Below are 17,300 nucleotides of genomic sequence, written 5' to 3'. Positions count from 1 at the left end.
GACCTTCGGAGAACCGCCATGGAGCGCTATCCACTCATCGCCGACCACGGCCTCGTGGGGGACCTGCAGACCGCGGCCCTGGTATCCGCGGAAGGGGTCGTCGACTGGTTCGCGGCCCCGAGGTTCGACTCGCCGAGCGTGTTCGCGGCGTTACTCGACCACGACCGGGGCGGCTACTTCCGGCTGTCACCGGAGCACCCGGAGGACATTCGCCGGCAGCTCTACTACCCGGACACCGCGGTGCTGGTCACCCGCTTCATGTCACCCGACGGGGTCGGCGAGGTGGTGGACTGGATGCCACCCGACCGCACCGACCGCCCCACCGACCGGCACACCCTGACGAGGCTGGTACGGGCCGTGCGCGGCAGCGTCCGCTTCACCATGGAGTGCCGGCCGCGGTTCGACTACGGGCGGGCCGCCCACGAGCTCCGGCTGGGCCCCGAGGGCGCCTCGTTCCACGCGCCGGGCATCACCGCGCACCTGCGGACCACCTTCCCCCTGGAGCGGGAGGGCGACGACGTCCGCGGCGAGGTGGTCCTCAACGCCGGTGAGTCCGCCGGGGCGGTGTTCACCGTGTGCGGCCCCGACGGCGAGGCACCCGCGCCGGCCGACGCCGACGTGCTCCACGAGCAGATGGGGGAGGCCGTCGACTTCTGGCAGAGCTGGGTGCGGACCTCCCGCTACCGGGGCCGCTGGCCGGACATGGTGAACCGCTCGATCATCACCCTCAAGCTGCTCACCTACTCGCCCACGGGCGCCCCGATCGCCGCCGCCACCATGGGCCTGCCCGAGCAGGTCGGCGGCGAGCGCAACTGGGACTACCGCTACTCGTGGATCCGCGACGGCTCGCTCTCCGTCCGCGCGCTGCTCGACCTCGGGTTCGTCGAGGAGGCGGCCAGGTTCTCGCGCTGGCTCGGCGACCGGATGCGCGACCGCGCGGACTCCCCCGGCGAGCGGTTGCAGATCATGTACCGGGTCGACGGCGACCCCGACCTCTCCGAGGAGGTCCTGAGCCACCTGGAGGGCTACCGCGGCTCCTACCCGGTGCGCGCCGGGAACGCCGCCGCCGACCAGTTGCAGCTCGACATCTACGGCGAGGTGATGTACGCCCTGGCAGAGGGTCAGGAGCTCGGCGAACAGGCGGGCTACCACGGCTGGAAGGGGCTCGCCCGCACCGTGGACTGGCTGGCCGAGACGTGGGACCGGCCCGACGAGGGCATCTGGGAGACCCGCGGCGGGCGCCGGAACTTCACCTACAGCCGGGTGATGTGCTGGGTCGCCCTCGACCGCGCCCTGCACCTCGCCGAGACGTACCGCAGGCCCGCCGACACCGCGCGCTGGACCGCCGCCCGCGACGCCATCCTCGAACAGGTCATGGAGCGGGGGTGGAGCCAGGCCGAGCAGGCACTCGTGCAGCACTACGACGGCGACGTCCTGGACGCCTCGCTGCTGATCATCCCCCGGGTCCGGTTCATCGCCCCGAGGAGTCCGGGCTGGCTGAACACCCTGGACGCCATGGAGCGCAAGCTGGTCTCCGACAGCCTCGTCTACCGCTACGACCCGGCGGCCTCGCCGGACGGCCTGCGCGGCTCGGAGGGCACCTTCAGCCTGTGCACGTTCCTGTACGTGGACGCGCTGGCCAGAGCCGGCCGGCTGCGCCAGGCGCGCTACACCTTCGAGAAGATGCACACCTACGCCAACCACGTCGGCCTGTTCGCCGAGGAGATCGGGCCCAGCGGGGAGCAGCTCGGCAACTTCCCCCAGGCGTTCACCCATCTCGCGCTGATCATGGCGGCCACCACGCTCGACGACGCGCTCGACGAGCTGCAGCGGCGCGGATGACCCGGTGCCGGCCCGCACCAAAGAATCGCCCGGCGCCCTGACCGCGCGATGCCCCGTCGGCGGTCGAAGGCACCGGCGGTCGAAGGCACCGGCGGTCGTCGCGGGAGCTCCCGCTCAGTACGGTGCGGGCCGCCGGTCCGGGCCGAGGAGGACCAGCACGTCCCCGTCCCGATCCTCGGGCGTGCCGCCCTCGGTCACCGGGGCCAGCGAACCGTCGGCCCGCACCAGGAACAGCAGGTCGTGTCCGGCCGGGATCCCCTCCGCGCCCGGCCGCGTCACGACGGGCGCCCCCTGCGCGTAACGCCGGGCCAGCGCCGGCCTGGTCAGGGCGGTGCCGAAGAGGATCTCCCCGCCCGTGTACGGCGCCACCACCCCGTGACTGCCGTGGGGCGGGCCCAGACGGAAGACCGGGCCCTCGATGCTGCCCTGCAGGATCGTCGAGGCGAGCGCGTTGAAGTCGTCCTCGTCGGTGAGCAGCAGCACGGCCGTGATGCCCTCCAGTTCGGCGCCCTGCCCGGTGGCCGCCGCCAACAGCTCGCCGGGCGCCAGTTCGAGGTCGGACTCCCTGATCAGCTCGCGCTCCCGTTCGCGGCCTGCCCACATCAGCACGTCCAGGCCCGCCGACCGCAGCGCCCGGCCCAGCTCCACCACCCAGTGCGCGCCACCGACCAGCAACGGCCGCGAACGGGCACGGCGTCTGACGCCGAGCAGTCTCGACGCAGGCACCGCGGTGAAGCCGTAGACCGCCACCGTCGCGACGATGACCAGGAAGGTGGCGGGGAGGATCTTGGAAGCCCCTGCGACGTCCTTCTGGACCAGTGTGGTGGAGAAGGTCGACGCGGTGGCGGCCGCGACGATGCCGCGCGGCGCCATCCACCCGACGAAACCGCGTTCGCCGCGGCCGAGGTCCGTTCGCACCGTTGCGAGCGCCGCCACCAGCGGCCTGACGACGAGGACCAGGACCGCGACCAGGCCGAGGCTCGGGAACACCACGCCCTTGAGCGAGTCCGGATCGATCGTCGCCGAGATGGAGATGAAGAGCAGCCCGATGATCAGCTGCACCAGCGTCTCGAAGAAGGGGTTGCGTGAGGGGACGTCGAAGGCCGGGAGGTTGGCCACGGCCACCCCCATGGCCACCGCCGCGATCAGCCCGGTGTCGTCGCGCAGTACGTCACAGACCGCCGCGGTGCCGATCACCGTGGCGAGCTGCACCGACGTGCCGAGCGGCTCGGGGATCCGGATCCTGCTCAGCAGCAGCCACAGCAGCAGCGTTCCCACCAAGCCCCCGGCCAGCCCCGCCACGACGCTCAGCAGCAGCTCGCCGATCCGCTCTCCGAGGGCGGGGCGGGTGCTCGCGACGACCGAGTGGAAGACCAGGGCACCCAGGATGGCGCCGATCGGGTCGATCAGCGACCCCTCCCAGGTGAGGATCCACTGGAGCCGTTCCACCGGCCGCACGAAGCCGAGCAGCGGCCCCACGACCGTCGGGCCGCTGACCACGAGGATCGCCCCGAGCATCAGCGCCGCCCTGGCGGACATCCCGAGGAACCCCGCCGCGAGCAGGGCGGCGGAGACGAAGGTGACGACCGTACCGAGCAGGAGCAGCCGCACCACCACCCGCCGGTTGTGCCCCTGGAGGTGCTTCAGGTCGAGGCCGAGACCGGCGTCGTAGAGGATCAGCGCCACCGAGAGCGACACCAGTGGCGAGAAGGCCGCGCCCAGGAGGTCGTCGGGGTCGATGTCGTCCGTGAGCACTCCGGCCGTGAAGCCGACCGGGAGGAGGACGATCAGGGCGGGGATGCGCAGCCACCTCGCCAGCACCTGGGAGCCGACCGCGAGAACGGCGATCAGCCCCAGGCCCAGGAGGATCTGGTCGGTGGTCATGGATTCGCACTGTGCTGGCACCGTCACGACGAGTCAAGCACGACACAGCACGGGAAGGCGGTGGTGCGGGCGGACGAGCGGGCGAGCGGGAACGAGCCCGCGGTCCACTGGACGCTCCGGCGGTGTGGTCCTCGTCGTTCCCGGGGCTCCGCTGACCGGCTCCGACACGATCGTTCGTGGGCGGGGCGGGCGGCGTCCGCTGTCGACGGCATCCTGGCGCGCCGCCCCGGTCCGTCGTACCGTCGGACGCTGTGATCCTCGACCAGGCACACGTGAACCGGATCTTCCTGCCCTCCACCTACGCCGAAGGCGTGCCGTACGAACTCCTCCGGGAGCTGCGGAGTGCGGCCCCGGTGTGGTGGGTGGAGGAACCGGCGGTGGGTCCGTGGCCGGCCGGGCCCGGGTACTGGGCGGTGCTGCGGCACGCCGACGTCAAGCACGTCCTCCGCACCCCGGACGTGTTCTCCTCCCACCTGGGCGCCACCCAGATCCGGGACCCCGACTCCCCCGCGGACCTGGACTTCGCCCGGACGATGATGCTCAACCAGGATCCGCCGGACCACTCCCGGCTACGCCGGATCGTCGCGGGTGCCTTCACCCCGCGCGCCCTGCGGGAGTTGGCCGTCGGCATCGAGCACCATGCGGCGACCACCGTCCGGGAGGTGCGGGCGCGAGGGGAGGCGGACGTCGTCCGCCTGGTCGCCGACCTCCCGGTGCGGACCCTCGCCCGCATCATGGGCGTACCGGAACAGGACCGCCGGCTCCTGCAGGACTGGGCGAACCGCGTGATCGGCTACCAGGACGCCGATTACGCGCACTCCAGCACCGTCGACCCGGCCGCGCTCAGCGACGCCGGCCGGGCGGCCCTCGCCCACCGCCCCGGCATCCGGACGGCGCCGGACGGCCGACCGGTGAACCCGCGGTCCCGCGCCGCCCTGGCCGACATGTTCGCCTACGCCCACGCGCTCGCCGAGCGGCCGCGCCCCGGCAGCGTGCTCGCCCGGATGCGGGAAGGCGGGCTGGGGACGGCGGAGTTCGAGACGATGTTCTTCCTCTTCGCCGTGGCCGGCAACGAGACGGTGCGCAACGCCCTGCCAGGCGGCCTGTACTCCCTGCTCAGCCACCCCGAGCAGTACCGGCTGCTGGTGCGGCGGCCGGAGTCGGTCGCCTCGGCCGTCGAGGAGATGCTGCGCTACTGGCCACCGGTGGTGGACTTCCGACGCACCGTCACGCAGGACGTCGAGCTCGGCGGGCGGCGGATCCGGCGCGGCGAGAAGGTGGTGGTCTACCACGCCTCCGCCAACCGGGAAGAGACGGTGTTCACGGACCCCGACCGCTTCGACGTCACCCGCACGCCGAACGACCACGTCAGCTTCGGCTACGGTCCGCACTTCTGCGTCGGGGCTCAGCTGGCGCGTCTGCAGATGACCTCGATGCTCGGCGCCCTCCTCACCGGGCTGCCCGAACTGACTCTGGCTCCGGGGCCCGCGCCCGACCACCTGGTGTCCAACTTCCAGAACGGTCTCAAGCACCTGCACGTCCGGTGGCGCCCCCGCGGCTGACGCGGTGGCCCGAGCGGACCGCCGGTGGCGCCCGGCGTGGAAGTCGGGAAGGACTGCGCGCATGGTTTCGGTAGTGCAGAACGTGGCGATCGACTGTGCGGACGCCTACGAGCTGGCCAGGTTCTGGAGCAGGGTGACCGGCCGTCCGCTGGATCCGGAGAACCAGCCGGGTGACCGGGAGACCCAGGTGCTGCTGGCGGACGGACCGGTGCTGTACTTCAACCGGGTGCCCGAGCCCAACCTGCTGTGGCGTCGCACCGATCCGGCGGCGCCCTTCGCCGAGCAGTACGTCGAGCCGGCCGTGCTCGGCCCGCCCGTCAACGGCCGGACGGCGCTGCCCGGTTCGGAGGCGATGCCGGCGTGCGCGGCCCGTCTCGGGTTCGACGACCGCTCGCTGCTGTGCAACGCCGGCAGCACCCTGCTCAGGGTGACGTCCGCCCCGGACCACAGCCAGGTCGACGAGGTCGAGACCCTCATACCCGAGGAGCAGGCCCGCATCGCCGGCGCGGCCCTGTCCCCGGACGGCCGGTCCCTGGCGTTCCTGTGGCAGAAGGCCGGAACCCTGGGCCTCTACCGACTCGATCTCTCCGCCGGTGCCGCACCGGTCCGGATCGCGTCGCTCGGGACGCATGCTCCCGCCGGCTCGGGCGGAGTCGGGCTCGATGCGCATCCGGGTCGCGTGGCAGTAGCCGGCGAAGCCTTCCGTGCGGGCGGGCGACGGATCACCGTACGAGGCGCTGGAGCGGACCGGCCGACCCTGCTCAACCCCGCCGTAGCCGCGACAACAGGTCCGGGAGGTCCGCCACCGAGTCGAGTACGTGGTCCGGCCGGCCGCTGCCCTGCCGGGGCCCGCCCGACGCCGCCTTGCCGGTACGGACGAGCACACCGGTGATTCCGCAGCCCTGCGCGGCGAGCACGTCGGACTCGATGTCGTCGCCGACCATGACCGCCTCGGCCGCCTCCGCGCCCAGGTGCGCGAGGGCGCCGGCGAAGAACGCCTCGGCCGGTTTGCCGAGCACCTCGGCCCGGACGTCCCCCGCGAACTCCAGCCCGGCGACGAAGGCGCCGCTGTCGAGCTGCAGTCCCGCTCCGGTGCGCCAGTAGGCGCTGCGGTGCATCGCCACGAGCCGTGCTCCGCTCTGGAGCGCGGCGAACGCACGGTTGAGCGCCTCGTACCCGAATTCGGGGCCGGCCCCGCCGATCAGCACCACCTCGGCGTCCTCCGGCCGCTCCACGAGCTCCACGGCGGCCAGGTCCTCGCCGATGTCGCCGCTGTTGAGCAGCAGACACCGGGAGCCCGCGAGCCGGGCGGCGCTCGCGGCGGGCGCGGTGAGGACGGATTCGACGCCGACGGGGAAGCCCGCCTCCGCGAGGGTGGCGACGATCGAACGCCTCGTGCGGGAGGTGGTGTTGGTCAACAGGACGAAGGGAACGCCGGCGGCACGCAGTTCCTGCACGGCCGACACTGCGCCGGGCAGCGGCTCCCAGTCGACCGTGAGCACGCCGTCGATGTCGAGCAGAACCGCTTCGCCCCGTCGCATGCCCTGACACTAGCGTCGCCTCTCGCCGGTCGGCCGTGCGGCACGCGGCACAGGAGGCCCCGGGCCGGGACTCGACGTCGCCGGACGACAGCGGTTGCAGGCGTCGCGCAGGTTCTGGAGCGGTTCGGCCGCGACCGACACGGCAACTGGAGCGTCGAGCGGGTCCGGCGCAAGACCCAGCGCCCGGCCCGGGACTCAGCGCCCGGCGGCGAGGCGGGTGAGGGTCTTGGCGGCGGGTTCGTCCCGGGCCTGGCGGTAGCCGGTGCCTGCCCACAGGTGGATCAGCTCGGTGTCGTTCGCGGCGGTGGCCGCCTTGCGCAAAGGGCTGGTGAGGTGGTGGACGGCCGGGTAGCCGAGCGGCGCGGCCTGTTCGTAGGTGTCGGTGAAGCGGTTGCGCAGAGCGCGGGCGGGGCGGCCGGTGAAGGCACGGGTCAGCGTGGTGTCCGTGTACGCCGGGTCGGCCAGGGCTGCCTTGTGCGGTGCGGAGGCACCGCTCTCGTGGGTGCGGAGCAGGACGGTTCCGACCATCACGGCGTCGGCGCCGGCCCGCAGGGCGGCCGCGGTGTCCGCCGGGGTGGCGATACCGCCTGCGGCGATCACGGGCAGCGGAACGGAGTGCCGGACGTCGCTGACCAGGTCGGGCAGCGGGGTCGGGGCGAGGGGCCGAGAGGGGGTGAGTGTGGCGGAGTGTCCGCCGGCTGCGGCGGCCTGGACGATCAGCAGGTCAGCGCCGGTCTCGGCGGCGGCAAGTGCTTCGGCCGGGGTGGTGACGGTCTGGGCCACGAGGCTGCCCACGTTCTGGAGCGCCCGGACGGTGTCGGAGTGCGGCAGGCCGAAGGTGAAGGAGACGAGGGGAACGGGCGTCCTGAGGAGGAGGGCGACCTTCTCCTCCCAGGCGTCGTCGTCCTCGGTCACGTTCCCGGCGGGGAGGATGAGGTGGAAGCGGTCGGCCTCCCGCTGCAGGACGCGGGCGTAGGTGCGGTACGCGTCCGGCGCGACGGGAACGGGGTTGGGGGTGAAGAGGTTGACGCCGAACACCGCACCGTTGGCGCGGACGCGGGTGATCTGCGCGGCGAGGTCGGCAGGGGTCCGGTAGCCGCCGGCCAGGAAGCCGAGACCTCCGGCGCGGGCCGCGGCCTCGACGAGGTCGGGGCTGCCGGCGCCGCCGGCCATCGGGGCGGCCCAGACGGGCAGGTCGGTGTGGAGGGAGGTCAGATCGCGGGGCATGACGGACTCCTGTCCCCCGTCCTGCCGTCGAAACCACGCCCTCCTGCAACGACACCCTGTTGGCCAGACCGGCCCTGCCCGTTCCGCGGCACCGGCAGGGTCGCCTCAGCGGCCGGGGACGGTGACGACCTCCCCGAGGGCGCCCGGGCGGCCGGGGGCCGGCCGCCCGGCGGGACGGCGGCGAGGGCGGGACGGCGGGACGGCGGGACGGCGGCGACGGCGGGACGGCGGCGACGAGCCCGCGGAGCATCGCCGGGCCGCTGAAGGTGAGCGGGGCCGCGGGGCGGGCGAGCCGTGGGCGACGGCCTTGGTCGTGTCGAGCCGACGGCCGTAGGCTTGCCGTGCCTGGCGATCGCGGCCCGGCGCGGCCGCCGGAGCGGCGCCGGCAGCAGACGAAGGAGCGAGACCATGGGGCGAGTGACCGTGCGACGGCGGGTGCTGCGCATCCGGGACGGAGCGCACTCCCACCGCCCCGACACCCTGGCGGCCGAGGAGCCGATGGAGATCCGCGTCAACGGGCGCCCGCTCACCGTGACCATGCGCACCCCCGGCGACGACTTCGATCTCGCGGCCGGCTTCCTGGTGAGCGAGGGTGCCCTGCACTCCGCCGACGACCTGGCGGCGATCCGGTACTGCGCGGGCGCCACGGCCGACGGCAGCAACACCTACAACGTGGTGGACATCGCGCTCGCCCCGGGCGTGCCCGCCCCCGACGCCTCGCTGGAGCGCAACTTCTACACCACCTCGTCCTGCGGGCTCTGCGGCAAGGCCAGCCTCGACGCCGTCCGCACCACGGCGGCCTGGTCCGTGGACGAGGACCCGCTGCGCACCACGCCCGCCGTGCTCACCGCCCTGCCCGACCGGCTGCGGGCGGCCCAGCGGGTCTTCGACACCACCGGCGGTCTGCACGCGGCCGGGCTGTTCTCCGCCGACGGCGACCTGCTCTGCCTGCGGGAGGACGTGGGCCGGCACAACGCGGTGGACAAGGTGGTCGGCCACGCGCTGCGCGAGGGCATGCTGCCACTGCGCGGGACGGTACTGATGGTGAGCGGCCGGGCCTCGTTCGAGCTGGTGCAGAAAGCGGTGATGGCCGGCATCCCGATGCTGGCGGCCGTCTCCGCCCCCTCCTCGCTCGCCGTCGACCTCGCCGCCGAGAGCGGGCTGACGCTGGTCGGCTTCCTGCGCGGCGCGTCGATGAACGTCTACGCGGGCGCCGAGCGCCTGGAGCCGGCGCCCGTCGGGTCCTGACCCGTCCGGCCTCGGAGCGGATGGCCCGGAGGTGCGCAGGGCGGCGCGGGGCTGGAGCCGTTGCTTGGAGCCGGTGCGGGGGCAGTCCGCACCGGCTGCGCGGCTCAGAACAGGACGTCCGTGCAGGAGTAGAAGGCGTTGGCCGTGTCGGCGATCTCCCAGACCGCGACCACCACGTGGTGCCCGGTGCGGCCCGTGGGGAGGGTCGCGGTGTGGGTGGTCGTGGCGGCGGGCCGGCGGCCGTTGTAGGGGACGGTCAGGAACGGGGTGAGGTCGAGGTTGGCCCGGGTGATCTTCTGGGTCGCGTCGTAACCGGGCTTGGTCAGGTAGTACTTGAAGTTCGTGGTCGCGTGCCTGGCCTCGATCTCCCAGGTGAACTCGAGCTGCTGGCCGGCCGTCACCTTCGTGGTCGGCCAGGTGCCGTTCCGGGGGTTGTCGAGCGGCGCCCAGCGGGCGTCGGCTGCCGCGCAGATGGTCCCGTCGGCGGGCCCCCTGCTCGGGAAGCCCTTCGGCCCCTCGACGCTCTGCGGTTCCCATTCGATGTCGCCGCAGTCGGTGACGACGCCCGTGCCGCAGAGTGCGGAACGGCTGGGCGGGAGGTTGATGAAGCCGTGCGACTGGGCCGGCAAGGCCGTCGCGAGCGGGACGGCCGCGGCCGCCAGAACGGCACCGATGATGTGACGCCTGCGCATGGTGCTCCTCCGTGGGGGTGGATGGAGAGTGCGAGTGCGAGTACGCCCGACACAGAGAGCGCGTGGGGGTGCGCCTGCCACGGATCTCTTGGCGTGTCTGCGCCAGGACGGCGCCCCACACCCTAGGCGGCGCCCGCCGGCGCCGTCAATGGTCTGGACCATATGCCGGGATCGACGTCAGACCGCCCGCGGGGCAGGGGAGATGGGGAGGTTCCGATCCGGTCCCTGTGGAGCGATGCCGGTCCACCGCCGTTGCCCGCCACGGGAAGATCAAGGTCCGTCGGCCTCCCGATCGGCCCCTGCCGAGCGGACGGTTCCAGGGCCGACGCCACCGCCAGGATGCGGGCGCCACATTTCCGCCGGGCGCGGCGCGACAGACCGAGACCCCCGGCCGGCCACCACCCACCCGAGCGAACCTGCCGCATCCTGCACAGACCGCAGGATGCGCCGGACACACGGGAGTTCGTCCCGTCGGAGGCTCCTCGCGGCGTCGCACCGAGGAGAAAGCCCGGCGGACTCAGGCGCCCGGACCCAGCGCCTCGAACAGCGTGTCGATCCGCAGCCGCAGTCCGGCGTCGGTCGCCCCCGTGACGACGACCTCGACGAGGTCGTCGTCACGCGTGACGTTGGCGATGCGGACGTGGAGCGAGGCGGTCGAACCCTCGACCGGGTGGGTGTCCCACGTGCTGCGGTCGTCCTCGTCGGTGCTTCGCACGTGCGCTGCGACAGCATCCCAGTCCGACTGCGTGAAGTCCGCGTCCGTGAACTGGGCCAGCAGGCTCACGAACAGGCCGAGGTTCCGGCGGTGGATCCGGCCTTCGAGGCCGTAGTCCAGCGGAGGCCGGCCATCGGTCGGGGGGCTCGGGCGGAGCGCGCCGCTCACCGGGTGCTCGTCGTGGAAGTACATGCGAAAGCACACGGCGAGGTCGAGTTGACGGCACGCGGCCTCGGGGTCGTAGGCCGCGGCGGGCAACTGGCGCACGCGCTTGCGGCCCGTCTCGTCAAGGCCGTACGGCTCCTCGAACGCGCGCTCCCATCGGTCGACGGCGGGCGTGAACCGCTCACGTGCGTCGGCCGCGTCCGTGTCGAGGTAGTGAGCGATCTGCTCCCACGAGCTGCCGCGCTCGCGTTCGAAGATCACTGCCCTGGTGAGCAGTCGGTCGGCGACTACCCGCAAGGCGGCGGCCTCGCTGACCCGTCCGCCCATGCCCGTCTGATCGTCGAACCGAGTGATCGCCAGGTTGGCCGCCGCGCCGGCGAGGTCCACGCTGGTGTCGCTCAGGACCAGGCGTGCCAATGCCGCTCGCGTGAAGGCACTGCGCTCGGCATCGTACGGCGTGGACTCCGTCAATTCAGATGCTCCCGTTGAGCTGTCTCATGGCCCGACCGTCGGGTCCGCCGGCCAGTCTGACGTGCCGGGTCCGCGAGCTCCAACGGTTTTCCGTCGCCGGGCGCTGACCGAGACGTGGATGACGGTTGCCGCAACGCCGGCGCGGGTCGGCCGGTGCACTCGGGAGCCGTCCGGTCCTGATGCGCGGACCGCGACCCCTCGGCTCGTTGTCTCAAGCCATCCGCCGGTGGAGCGATGCCGGTCCGTCACGTCGCCCGAAACCGTGGGACGACCAACGTCTTTGTGACTGCAGCGCGTTCCGGACGGCCTTCTCCCACCTCGCTCCCGTGACCGCCGCGGAGGTCATCGTGGCAGCCGAGAGCGTGGTCTTCTCGGCGAGGGGCGAGGGGCGAGGGGCTCGACTCGGCAGGCGGACTTCCCCGGGTGCGGGCACGGCTTCCGAGGTGTTCACGGTGGCTGCCGGAAGCGCCTGGCCGACCTCGCGGTGGCGGACCGCGCCCGACGCGACGCAGGTCGCGAACCGGTTTCACGCCGGAAGGACCTGTACGGGGCGGTTGAGAGGTGCGTCGCCGCGCATCGCCCGTGCCTCGCCGAGCCGGACGACGACCCGGCCGCCGGCGATCCGTCTCCCGCCGAGGCGCCCACCCCTGGTCCCGAGGCGGACCTCCGGAGACCTGACAACGCGACCTACCGCCTCTTCGGCGACCTGGCCGTCCGGCTGCCCCGACTCGAAGCGGCCGTCGGGCAGGTGGAGCTCGAACGGACTGGCTCCAGCGACTGGCCCCACTCCTGCCCGTCGCCGTACCCGAGCGGATCGCCGTCGGACGACCGGGGCTCGGCTACCCGTTCCCCTGGGCGGTCAGCCGCTGGATCGACGGCGCGCACCTGACCGAGGAGGACCGCGCCGACCACCGGTTCGCCCGGGACCTCGGCGAGTTCGTGACGGCGTTGCGCGCAGCCGATCCCACCGGCGCACCGCGCGGCTACCGCGGCGGGCCGCTGCGCAGCCGCGACGCGTCCGTGCGCACATGGACGGCGAAGGCGGCGGACGTGATCGACGCTCCCGCCGTGCTCGCTGCCTGGGAGCACGCGCTCGCCCAGCCGGAATGGGACGGGCCGTCTCCGAGGTCCTCGCCGACCACGCCGGCTGAGCGGGGCCCGGTCCGGCGGCTGCCCGGAGGCCGTTCGGCGGCGGTGCAGCGACCGGTCGACCGCCGAACCGTCCCCGAGCCGAGCAGCCCCGGGCCGAAACAAACCGAACCCGACCGAGCCGGTCCGAGGCCAAGTCGAAGCCGAACGCGAACGGTTCGATCGACGCGCCTGCCGGACGCCATCCCCGTGCGCCCGTGCGCGCTTCCTGCGCCACCCGTGGCGGCTGGTGTCATGAATCGTTCGACTGCCGGCCGAATCACGGGGGTACGGGTGGGATCGCGCAGACCACCGGCGCGTCGTCGGCGTCCGGGGAGGAGCGGCGGCGCAGAGTCCGCCGTCGCACTGCTGTTGGGCACCGTGTTCGCCGTCAGCCTCGCACTCGCACTGGTGCGCTGGCTGATCGCCCACTGGTGGATCCCGGTCCTGCTGCTGGTGGCGGGCGGAGCCGTCGCCACGGCCGTGGTCCGGGCGCGGCTGGCCCAGCAGGCCGCGGCCCTGGAACGGCAGCGCCGCCTGCGGCTCGCCCTCACCGGCCCCGGCGGCTTGGACCACATGGGCCACCGCGCCTTCGAGTTCGCCGTGCGGGACCTGCTGCGCCGCGACGGCTGCCGCGCGGAGCAGGTCGGCGGTGGCGGCGACCAGAGCGCCGACGTCCTCGCCACGGACCCGATGGGGCGGCGCTGGGTCCTGCAGTGCAAGCACAAGCAGGACCCGGTCGGCGGCGCGGCGGTCGGCGTCGGAGTGCTGTACGCGCTGGTCGGCGCCAACGAACGGGTGCACCGGGCGCAGGTCCCCGTCGTCGTCACCAACGGCAGGTTCTCGGCCCCGGCCGTGAGGTGGGGCCAGGACCAGAACGTCGCCCTGGTCGACCGCGCGCTCCTCGGCCGCTGGGCCTCCAGCGGTCTGCCGCTCTGGGAGCTGCTCCCCCGGATCCCCGCACCGCGCAGCGGTCGCGGCCGCTGAGCCACCCGAACCGTCCGCCGCTCCGGCCACCGTCGCCGCCGACCCTCCAGAGAAAGAGGACCCTCGATTGACCGTCAGCGCGTCCGCGGCGCTCGCCGTCGTCATCTTCATCCGCCTGGCCCGCCGGACGGAGTCCCGCAGCCGCTCCGACGAGCGGCTGACCGTCGTCCTCTGCACCGTCTTCGGGGTGCTCATCGCCGCGACCCCCTGGGGCCAGGCCATCCTCCGCCTCGTCGGCGCGATCACCCGGGCGACCCTGTGAGACGGCCCCGGGCGAGCGCCACAGAGCTCTCCTGGGACAGAACCGCGTCACCGGAAGGCAAGGTGATCCAGCCCGGGCTCGTAGGGTCGATCCGACGCCGACGCCGACGCCGCGGGGGAGCCTCCGGCTCGGCCTCAGGACGCCGAGGAGGGCTGCGCAGGGCGCACGGGGTGCTTGCTCAGGATGGAGACGCGGTTGAACGCGTTTATGGTGATCGACACCCAGATCACCGCTGAGATCTCGTCCTCCGTCAGCACCTCGCGCGCGAGCTCGTAGGCGCTGTCCTGCACGGCACGGTCGGCGGGGCTGGTGGTCGCCTCGGCCAGGGCGAGCGCGGCGCGCTCACGCGGGGTGAAGACCTCGGTGTCGCGCCAGGCCGGCAGCACGCCGAGCCGCTGCGCGGTCTCCCCCGCGCGCTGGGCGGCCCGGGTGTGGACGTCCAGGCAGTAGGCGCAGCCGTTGATCTGGGAGACGCGCAGGTTGACCAGCTCCACGAGCCTGCGGTCCAGTCCGGCGTCGGCGGCGACGGTGCGGACGGCCTCGGAGGTGGCGACCAGCGCGTGGAAGGCCTTCGGGCTCTGCTTGTCGACGAAGACGCGGGTCTGGGATGCCGTGGTCACCTGGACTCCTTCGGTGGATGGGCCGCTGACGGCCCTTCGGTCGAGCGAGCCGGGATCGGCCGCTCGGGCAGGGGTGCGCCGACCGACCTCGGCGGCTATGATCGACTCCATGATAGTTGAATCCGAAACAAAAGCGCCAGAGACTGCCACCGGACCGTCCGGACCCCGCGTGGAGGTGCTCTCCCCGCGGGACGTACCCCTGGGCGGACCCCGGGCGATGACGGTACGACGCACCCTGCCGCAGCGGAACCGCTCCCTGATCGGCGCCTGGTGCTTCGCCGACCACTACGGGCCGGACGATGTCTCCGACACCGGCGGCATGGACGTCGCCCCGCACCCCCACACCGGCCTGCAGACGGTGAGCTGGCTGTTCACCGGCGAGATCGAGCACCGGGACAGCCTCGGCGTCCACGCGTTCGTGCGTCCGGGCGAGCTCAACCTCATGACGAGCGGGCACGGCATCAGTCACTCCGAGGTCTCGACACCCGAGACCACCGTGCTGCACGGCGTCCAGCTCTGGGTGGCGCTCCCCGCTGAGCACCGGAACACCGGCCGCGACTTCCACCACCACGCCCCGAGCCCGGTGCCCGTCCCCGGCGGCGAGGCCAGGGTCTTCCTCGGCTCCCTCGCCGGCGACACCTCGCCCGTCCCCAGCTTCACCCCGCTGCTCGGCGCCGAACTGACCCTCACCCCCGGCGCCACCACCACTCTCGCCGTCGACCCCGCCTTCGAGCACGGCCTGCTCGTCGACCGCGGCGACGTCCTGCTGGAGGGCACCCCGCTGCACCCCGCCGACCTCGGTTACCTGGCCCCCGGCTCCGAGACACTGACCATCACCAACACCTCCGACGCCCCCGCCTGCCTGATCCTGCTCGGCGGGACGCCGTTCGAGGAGCAGATCGTGATGTGGTGGAACTTCATCGGGCGGTCCCACGAGGACGTTACCCGAGCCCGCGAGGAGTGGATGAGCTCCGCGAACCCCGACCGCTTCGGCGAGGTCCAGGGCTACCCGGGCGACCGCCTGCCCGCTCCGGAGCTCCCGGGAATCCCCTTGAAGCCCCGCGGAAACGCCCGCTGACCCGGGAGACGACGGCCCGTCTGCGGGTGGAAGGGCTACGGGAGGAAGTCGCCCGGTTGGCTGAGGTGCTGGAGGCCGCCGAGATCGAGCTGGACCGGCACGTGATCGCCGCACAACAAGGGCAACAGGGCCTCCGGGAACCGCTCGGAATGGGATCGCACCCCCGAGCTCCCTGGAAGCCCTGCTTTCACGCGCGGAAACCGCCGCAGTCACCCCATCGAGACTCCCGTTCGATCGACAGCCTTCGAGATCGGTACCGGCAACAACCACTCACGCCTGAACCCGCCCCTGGACACCGTCATAGCGATACGCGCGCACTCCCGAGCCCGAAGGCCTGCGACGGGCGCCGCAGAACCGGCCCACTCTCGTCGACCCCTGCCGCGACCACCTGCGAACCCGCCGGGCCGAAGACCCGGCGGCCGAGCGATCCGCGCCCCACCGACCGGGCCGCGGGTCGGGCAGGTGCGTCGACAGTCGCGGCCCGGTCACCCTACGTTGACGCCGTAGTCGGCGGCGATCCCCGCGAGCCCGGAGGCGTAGCCCTGCCCGATGGCGCGGAACTTCCACTCGCCACCGCGACGGTAGAGGGCACCGAAGACCATTGCGGTCTCCTTCGCGGCGTCGAGCGCCAGTTCGTAGCGGCACATCTCACGGCCGGTCACATTGTCGACGACACGGATGAAGGCGTCCTCGACCTGACCGAAGCTCTGGCCGCGCGCCTCGGCGTCGTAGACGGAGACGACGAAAAGGACCTGCTCGACCTCGGCGGCCAGGCCGTCGAGGTTGACGGCGATCTGCTCGTCGTCGCCACCCCCCTCCCCGGTCCGGCTGTCGCCGGTGTGGCGCACCGAGCCGTCCGGGACGGAGAGGTTGTTGAAGAAGACGAAGTGCCGGTCCGACAGGACCTTGCCGTCGGCGCCGACCACGATCGCCGACGCGTCCAGGTCGACCTTCGGACCGCCGGGAGCAGACACGTCCCACCCCAGGCCGACCGTGACGTCGGCGGGCGGCGCACCGTCCCGGTTCAGGACGGCGTTCTCGCCCTTGCTCAGGCTGACCCCCATGAAAAGCAACTCCCCTAACCGCTACGACGGGCGGTGATCAACAGTCACGTCTACAGCACTGTAGAGCATCAGGGCGGGTAGCCACCAGTGGATCCTTTGCCGCCCCTTGACCATTCCTTGAGGTTCGACACACCCTCGGTCGAGGACCTGCGACACCGCGCGATCGCCAGCGTCACAGGCCCTCGACGTGCACGGGAAAGGCGTGCCAAAGCCGCATCGTGCACGCACGCGGCGCCACCCGCGGACGAGGCCGGTACGGTTTCAGCGGGGATCGACGATCTCCGGCGCGAAGACCGTCCCCAACGGCTCGGGCCCGACGTACTGCTGACAGTTGCACGGCCGCGGCTCGTAGCTCAGGGGCTTGCGCTCGGCGTCCCAGGCCGCCGGCGCCTCGACCACCTCGTGGCACTTACCCTGCTTGTCGTGCTTGGCCAGGTGATGAGTGCATCCGCAGACGGGCTCCGGCGGACGCTTCGCCGCGTCGAGTGCGAGCTGCCGGCGCTCGGCAAGCTGCCGCAACTCCACCTTCCGCTCGTGACGCGTCTTCAGCGCGCCCCGGACCGTGTCACCGACCCATCCCCCGCCGATGATCACGGCCGGGATCACTGCCCATATCCAATCGCCCATGCCACTACCCCCCCCCCCGCTGCTCGACCGGCCTCACAGTTTACGGGTCACCCGGACCGGGCAACCCCTGCGGCCTGCGAAGACCGTCCGCGTCGGTCCCGCACAAGACCTCCGTCGAACAAGGGTTTGACCATGAGCGGCACTCCTGCCCTTCTGGTGCACCGTCGTCCCCGGCACCACCTCGAAG

General features: G+C 72.7%; 14 protein-coding genes and 2 pseudogenes. 8 read left to right on the top strand and 8 right to left on the bottom strand.

Features of this window, described 5'->3' with window-relative positions; translation table 11 throughout:
* Window positions 1-18 precede the first annotated feature (18 nt).
* Window positions 19-1,842, top strand: a complete 1,824-nt coding sequence (locus ACF9IK_RS36100; RefSeq protein WP_395298283.1) for a glycoside hydrolase family 15 protein — start codon at window positions 19-21, stop codon at window positions 1,840-1,842.
* A gap of 114 nt (window positions 1,843-1,956) precedes the next feature.
* Here the strand turns inward: ACF9IK_RS36100 and ACF9IK_RS36095 are convergent, their stop codons facing one another.
* A complete protein-coding gene (locus ACF9IK_RS36095; protein ID WP_395298282.1) occupies window positions 1,957-3,726 on the bottom strand; it encodes a cation:proton antiporter in 1,770 nt (589 codons plus the stop codon).
* 251 nt (window positions 3,727-3,977) lie between these two features.
* On the opposite strand from ACF9IK_RS36095, the gene ACF9IK_RS36090 reads away from it, so the two are divergent.
* Together ACF9IK_RS36090 and ACF9IK_RS36085 are read left to right on the top strand one after the other, a co-directional pair.
* The gene (locus ACF9IK_RS36090) at window positions 3,978-5,288 is read left to right on the top strand and encodes a cytochrome P450 (protein WP_395298281.1); all 1,311 of its coding nucleotides are present in this window, start codon (window positions 3,978-3,980) and stop codon (window positions 5,286-5,288) included.
* A gap of 61 nt (window positions 5,289-5,349) precedes the next feature.
* Window positions 5,350-5,544: pseudogene (locus ACF9IK_RS36085) on the top strand (VOC family protein); the annotation flags it as partial.
* 505 nt (window positions 5,545-6,049) lie between these two features.
* Here the strand turns inward: ACF9IK_RS36085 and ACF9IK_RS36080 are convergent.
* Complete coding sequence (locus ACF9IK_RS36080) at window positions 6,050-6,829, bottom strand: HAD-IIA family hydrolase (protein ID WP_395298280.1); 780 nt, start codon at window positions 6,827-6,829, stop codon at window positions 6,050-6,052.
* Window positions 6,830-7,024: 195 nt separating this feature from the next.
* Window positions 7,025-8,056 (bottom strand): nitronate monooxygenase, encoded by a 1,032-nt coding sequence (locus tag ACF9IK_RS36075; RefSeq protein WP_395298279.1) that lies wholly within the window; start codon window positions 8,054-8,056, stop codon window positions 7,025-7,027.
* Window positions 8,057-8,464: 408 nt separating this feature from the next.
* Between ACF9IK_RS36075 and fdhD the strand changes: the two genes are divergently transcribed.
* Window positions 8,465-9,304, top strand: a complete 840-nt coding sequence (fdhD, locus tag ACF9IK_RS36070; RefSeq protein WP_395298278.1) for a formate dehydrogenase accessory sulfurtransferase FdhD — start codon at window positions 8,465-8,467, stop codon at window positions 9,302-9,304.
* Between the two features lie 104 nt (window positions 9,305-9,408).
* Here the strand turns inward: fdhD and ACF9IK_RS36065 are convergent, their stop codons facing one another.
* Both ACF9IK_RS36065 and ACF9IK_RS36060 read right to left on the bottom strand, forming a co-directional pair.
* Window positions 9,409-9,996 (bottom strand): lytic polysaccharide monooxygenase auxiliary activity family 9 protein, encoded by a 588-nt coding sequence (locus tag ACF9IK_RS36065; RefSeq protein ID WP_395298277.1) that lies wholly within the window; start codon window positions 9,994-9,996, stop codon window positions 9,409-9,411.
* Between the two features lie 517 nt (window positions 9,997-10,513).
* Window positions 10,514-11,347: a hypothetical protein gene (locus ACF9IK_RS36060; protein WP_395298276.1), complete on the bottom strand. Its 834-nt coding sequence runs from the start codon at window positions 11,345-11,347 to the stop codon at window positions 10,514-10,516.
* 777 nt (window positions 11,348-12,124) lie between these two features.
* On the opposite strand from ACF9IK_RS36060, the pseudogene ACF9IK_RS36055 reads away from it, so the two are divergent.
* The 3 genes and pseudogenes from ACF9IK_RS36055 to ACF9IK_RS36045 form a co-directional block, all read left to right on the top strand.
* Window positions 12,125-12,394, top strand: a pseudogene (locus tag ACF9IK_RS36055) (phosphotransferase); the annotation flags it as partial.
* Window positions 12,395-12,856: 462 nt separating this feature from the next.
* Window positions 12,857-13,462, top strand: coding sequence for a restriction endonuclease (locus tag ACF9IK_RS36050; RefSeq protein WP_395298275.1), 606 nt, complete (start codon window positions 12,857-12,859; stop codon window positions 13,460-13,462).
* A 67-nt stretch (window positions 13,463-13,529) separates the two neighbouring features.
* Window positions 13,530-13,724 carry a hypothetical protein gene (locus tag ACF9IK_RS36045; protein WP_395298274.1) on the top strand — a complete coding sequence of 65 codons (195 nt, stop codon included), beginning with the start codon at window positions 13,530-13,532 and terminating at the stop codon, window positions 13,722-13,724.
* A gap of 134 nt (window positions 13,725-13,858) precedes the next feature.
* Here ACF9IK_RS36045 and ACF9IK_RS36040 read toward each other — a convergent pair whose 3' ends face one another.
* Window positions 13,859-14,344: a carboxymuconolactone decarboxylase family protein gene (locus ACF9IK_RS36040; protein ID WP_395298273.1), complete on the bottom strand. Its 486-nt coding sequence runs from the start codon at window positions 14,342-14,344 to the stop codon at window positions 13,859-13,861.
* A gap of 109 nt (window positions 14,345-14,453) precedes the next feature.
* On the opposite strand from ACF9IK_RS36040, the gene ACF9IK_RS36035 reads away from it, so the two are divergent.
* Window positions 14,454-15,422, top strand: coding sequence for a pirin family protein (locus ACF9IK_RS36035; protein WP_395298272.1), 969 nt, complete (start codon window positions 14,454-14,456; stop codon window positions 15,420-15,422).
* Window positions 15,423-15,907: 485 nt separating this feature from the next.
* Here ACF9IK_RS36035 and ACF9IK_RS36030 read toward each other — a convergent pair whose 3' ends face one another.
* Both ACF9IK_RS36030 and ACF9IK_RS36025 read right to left on the bottom strand, forming a co-directional pair.
* Window positions 15,908-16,486, bottom strand: a complete 579-nt coding sequence (locus ACF9IK_RS36030; protein ID WP_395298271.1) for a TerD family protein — start codon at window positions 16,484-16,486, stop codon at window positions 15,908-15,910.
* A 261-nt stretch (window positions 16,487-16,747) separates the two neighbouring features.
* Window positions 16,748-17,113, bottom strand: coding sequence for a hypothetical protein (locus tag ACF9IK_RS36025; RefSeq protein ID WP_395298270.1), 366 nt, complete (start codon window positions 17,111-17,113; stop codon window positions 16,748-16,750).
* Window positions 17,114-17,300: the final 187 nt, after the last annotated feature.

It is taken from the genome of Kitasatospora hibisci (assembly GCF_043950205.1).
Classification (GTDB): Bacteria; Actinomycetota; Actinomycetes; order Streptomycetales; family Streptomycetaceae; genus Kitasatospora; species Kitasatospora hibisci.
This window is presented reverse-complemented; position numbering and strand designations above follow the sequence as displayed.

Coding starts and splice junctions, on each gene's coding strand:
- ACF9IK_RS36075 (WP_395298279.1), bottom strand. CDS start 8,056: ATGCCCCGCGATCTGACCTCCCTCCACACCGACCTGCCCGTCTGGGCC.
- ACF9IK_RS36100 (WP_395298283.1), top strand. CDS start 19: ATGGAGCGCTATCCACTCATCGCCGACCACGGCCTCGTGGGGGACCTG.
- ACF9IK_RS36030 (WP_395298271.1), bottom strand. CDS start 16,486: ATGGGGGTCAGCCTGAGCAAGGGCGAGAACGCCGTCCTGAACCGGGAC.
- fdhD (WP_395298278.1), top strand. CDS start 8,465: ATGGGGCGAGTGACCGTGCGACGGCGGGTGCTGCGCATCCGGGACGGA.
- ACF9IK_RS36095 (WP_395298282.1), bottom strand. CDS start 3,726: ATGACCACCGACCAGATCCTCCTGGGCCTGGGGCTGATCGCCGTTCTC.
- ACF9IK_RS36035 (WP_395298272.1), top strand. CDS start 14,454: ATGATAGTTGAATCCGAAACAAAAGCGCCAGAGACTGCCACCGGACCG.
- ACF9IK_RS36080 (WP_395298280.1), bottom strand. CDS start 6,829: ATGCGACGGGGCGAAGCGGTTCTGCTCGACATCGACGGCGTGCTCACG.
- ACF9IK_RS36025 (WP_395298270.1), bottom strand. CDS start 17,113: ATGGGCGATTGGATATGGGCAGTGATCCCGGCCGTGATCATCGGCGGG.
- ACF9IK_RS36065 (WP_395298277.1), bottom strand. CDS start 9,996: ATGCGCAGGCGTCACATCATCGGTGCCGTTCTGGCGGCCGCGGCCGTC.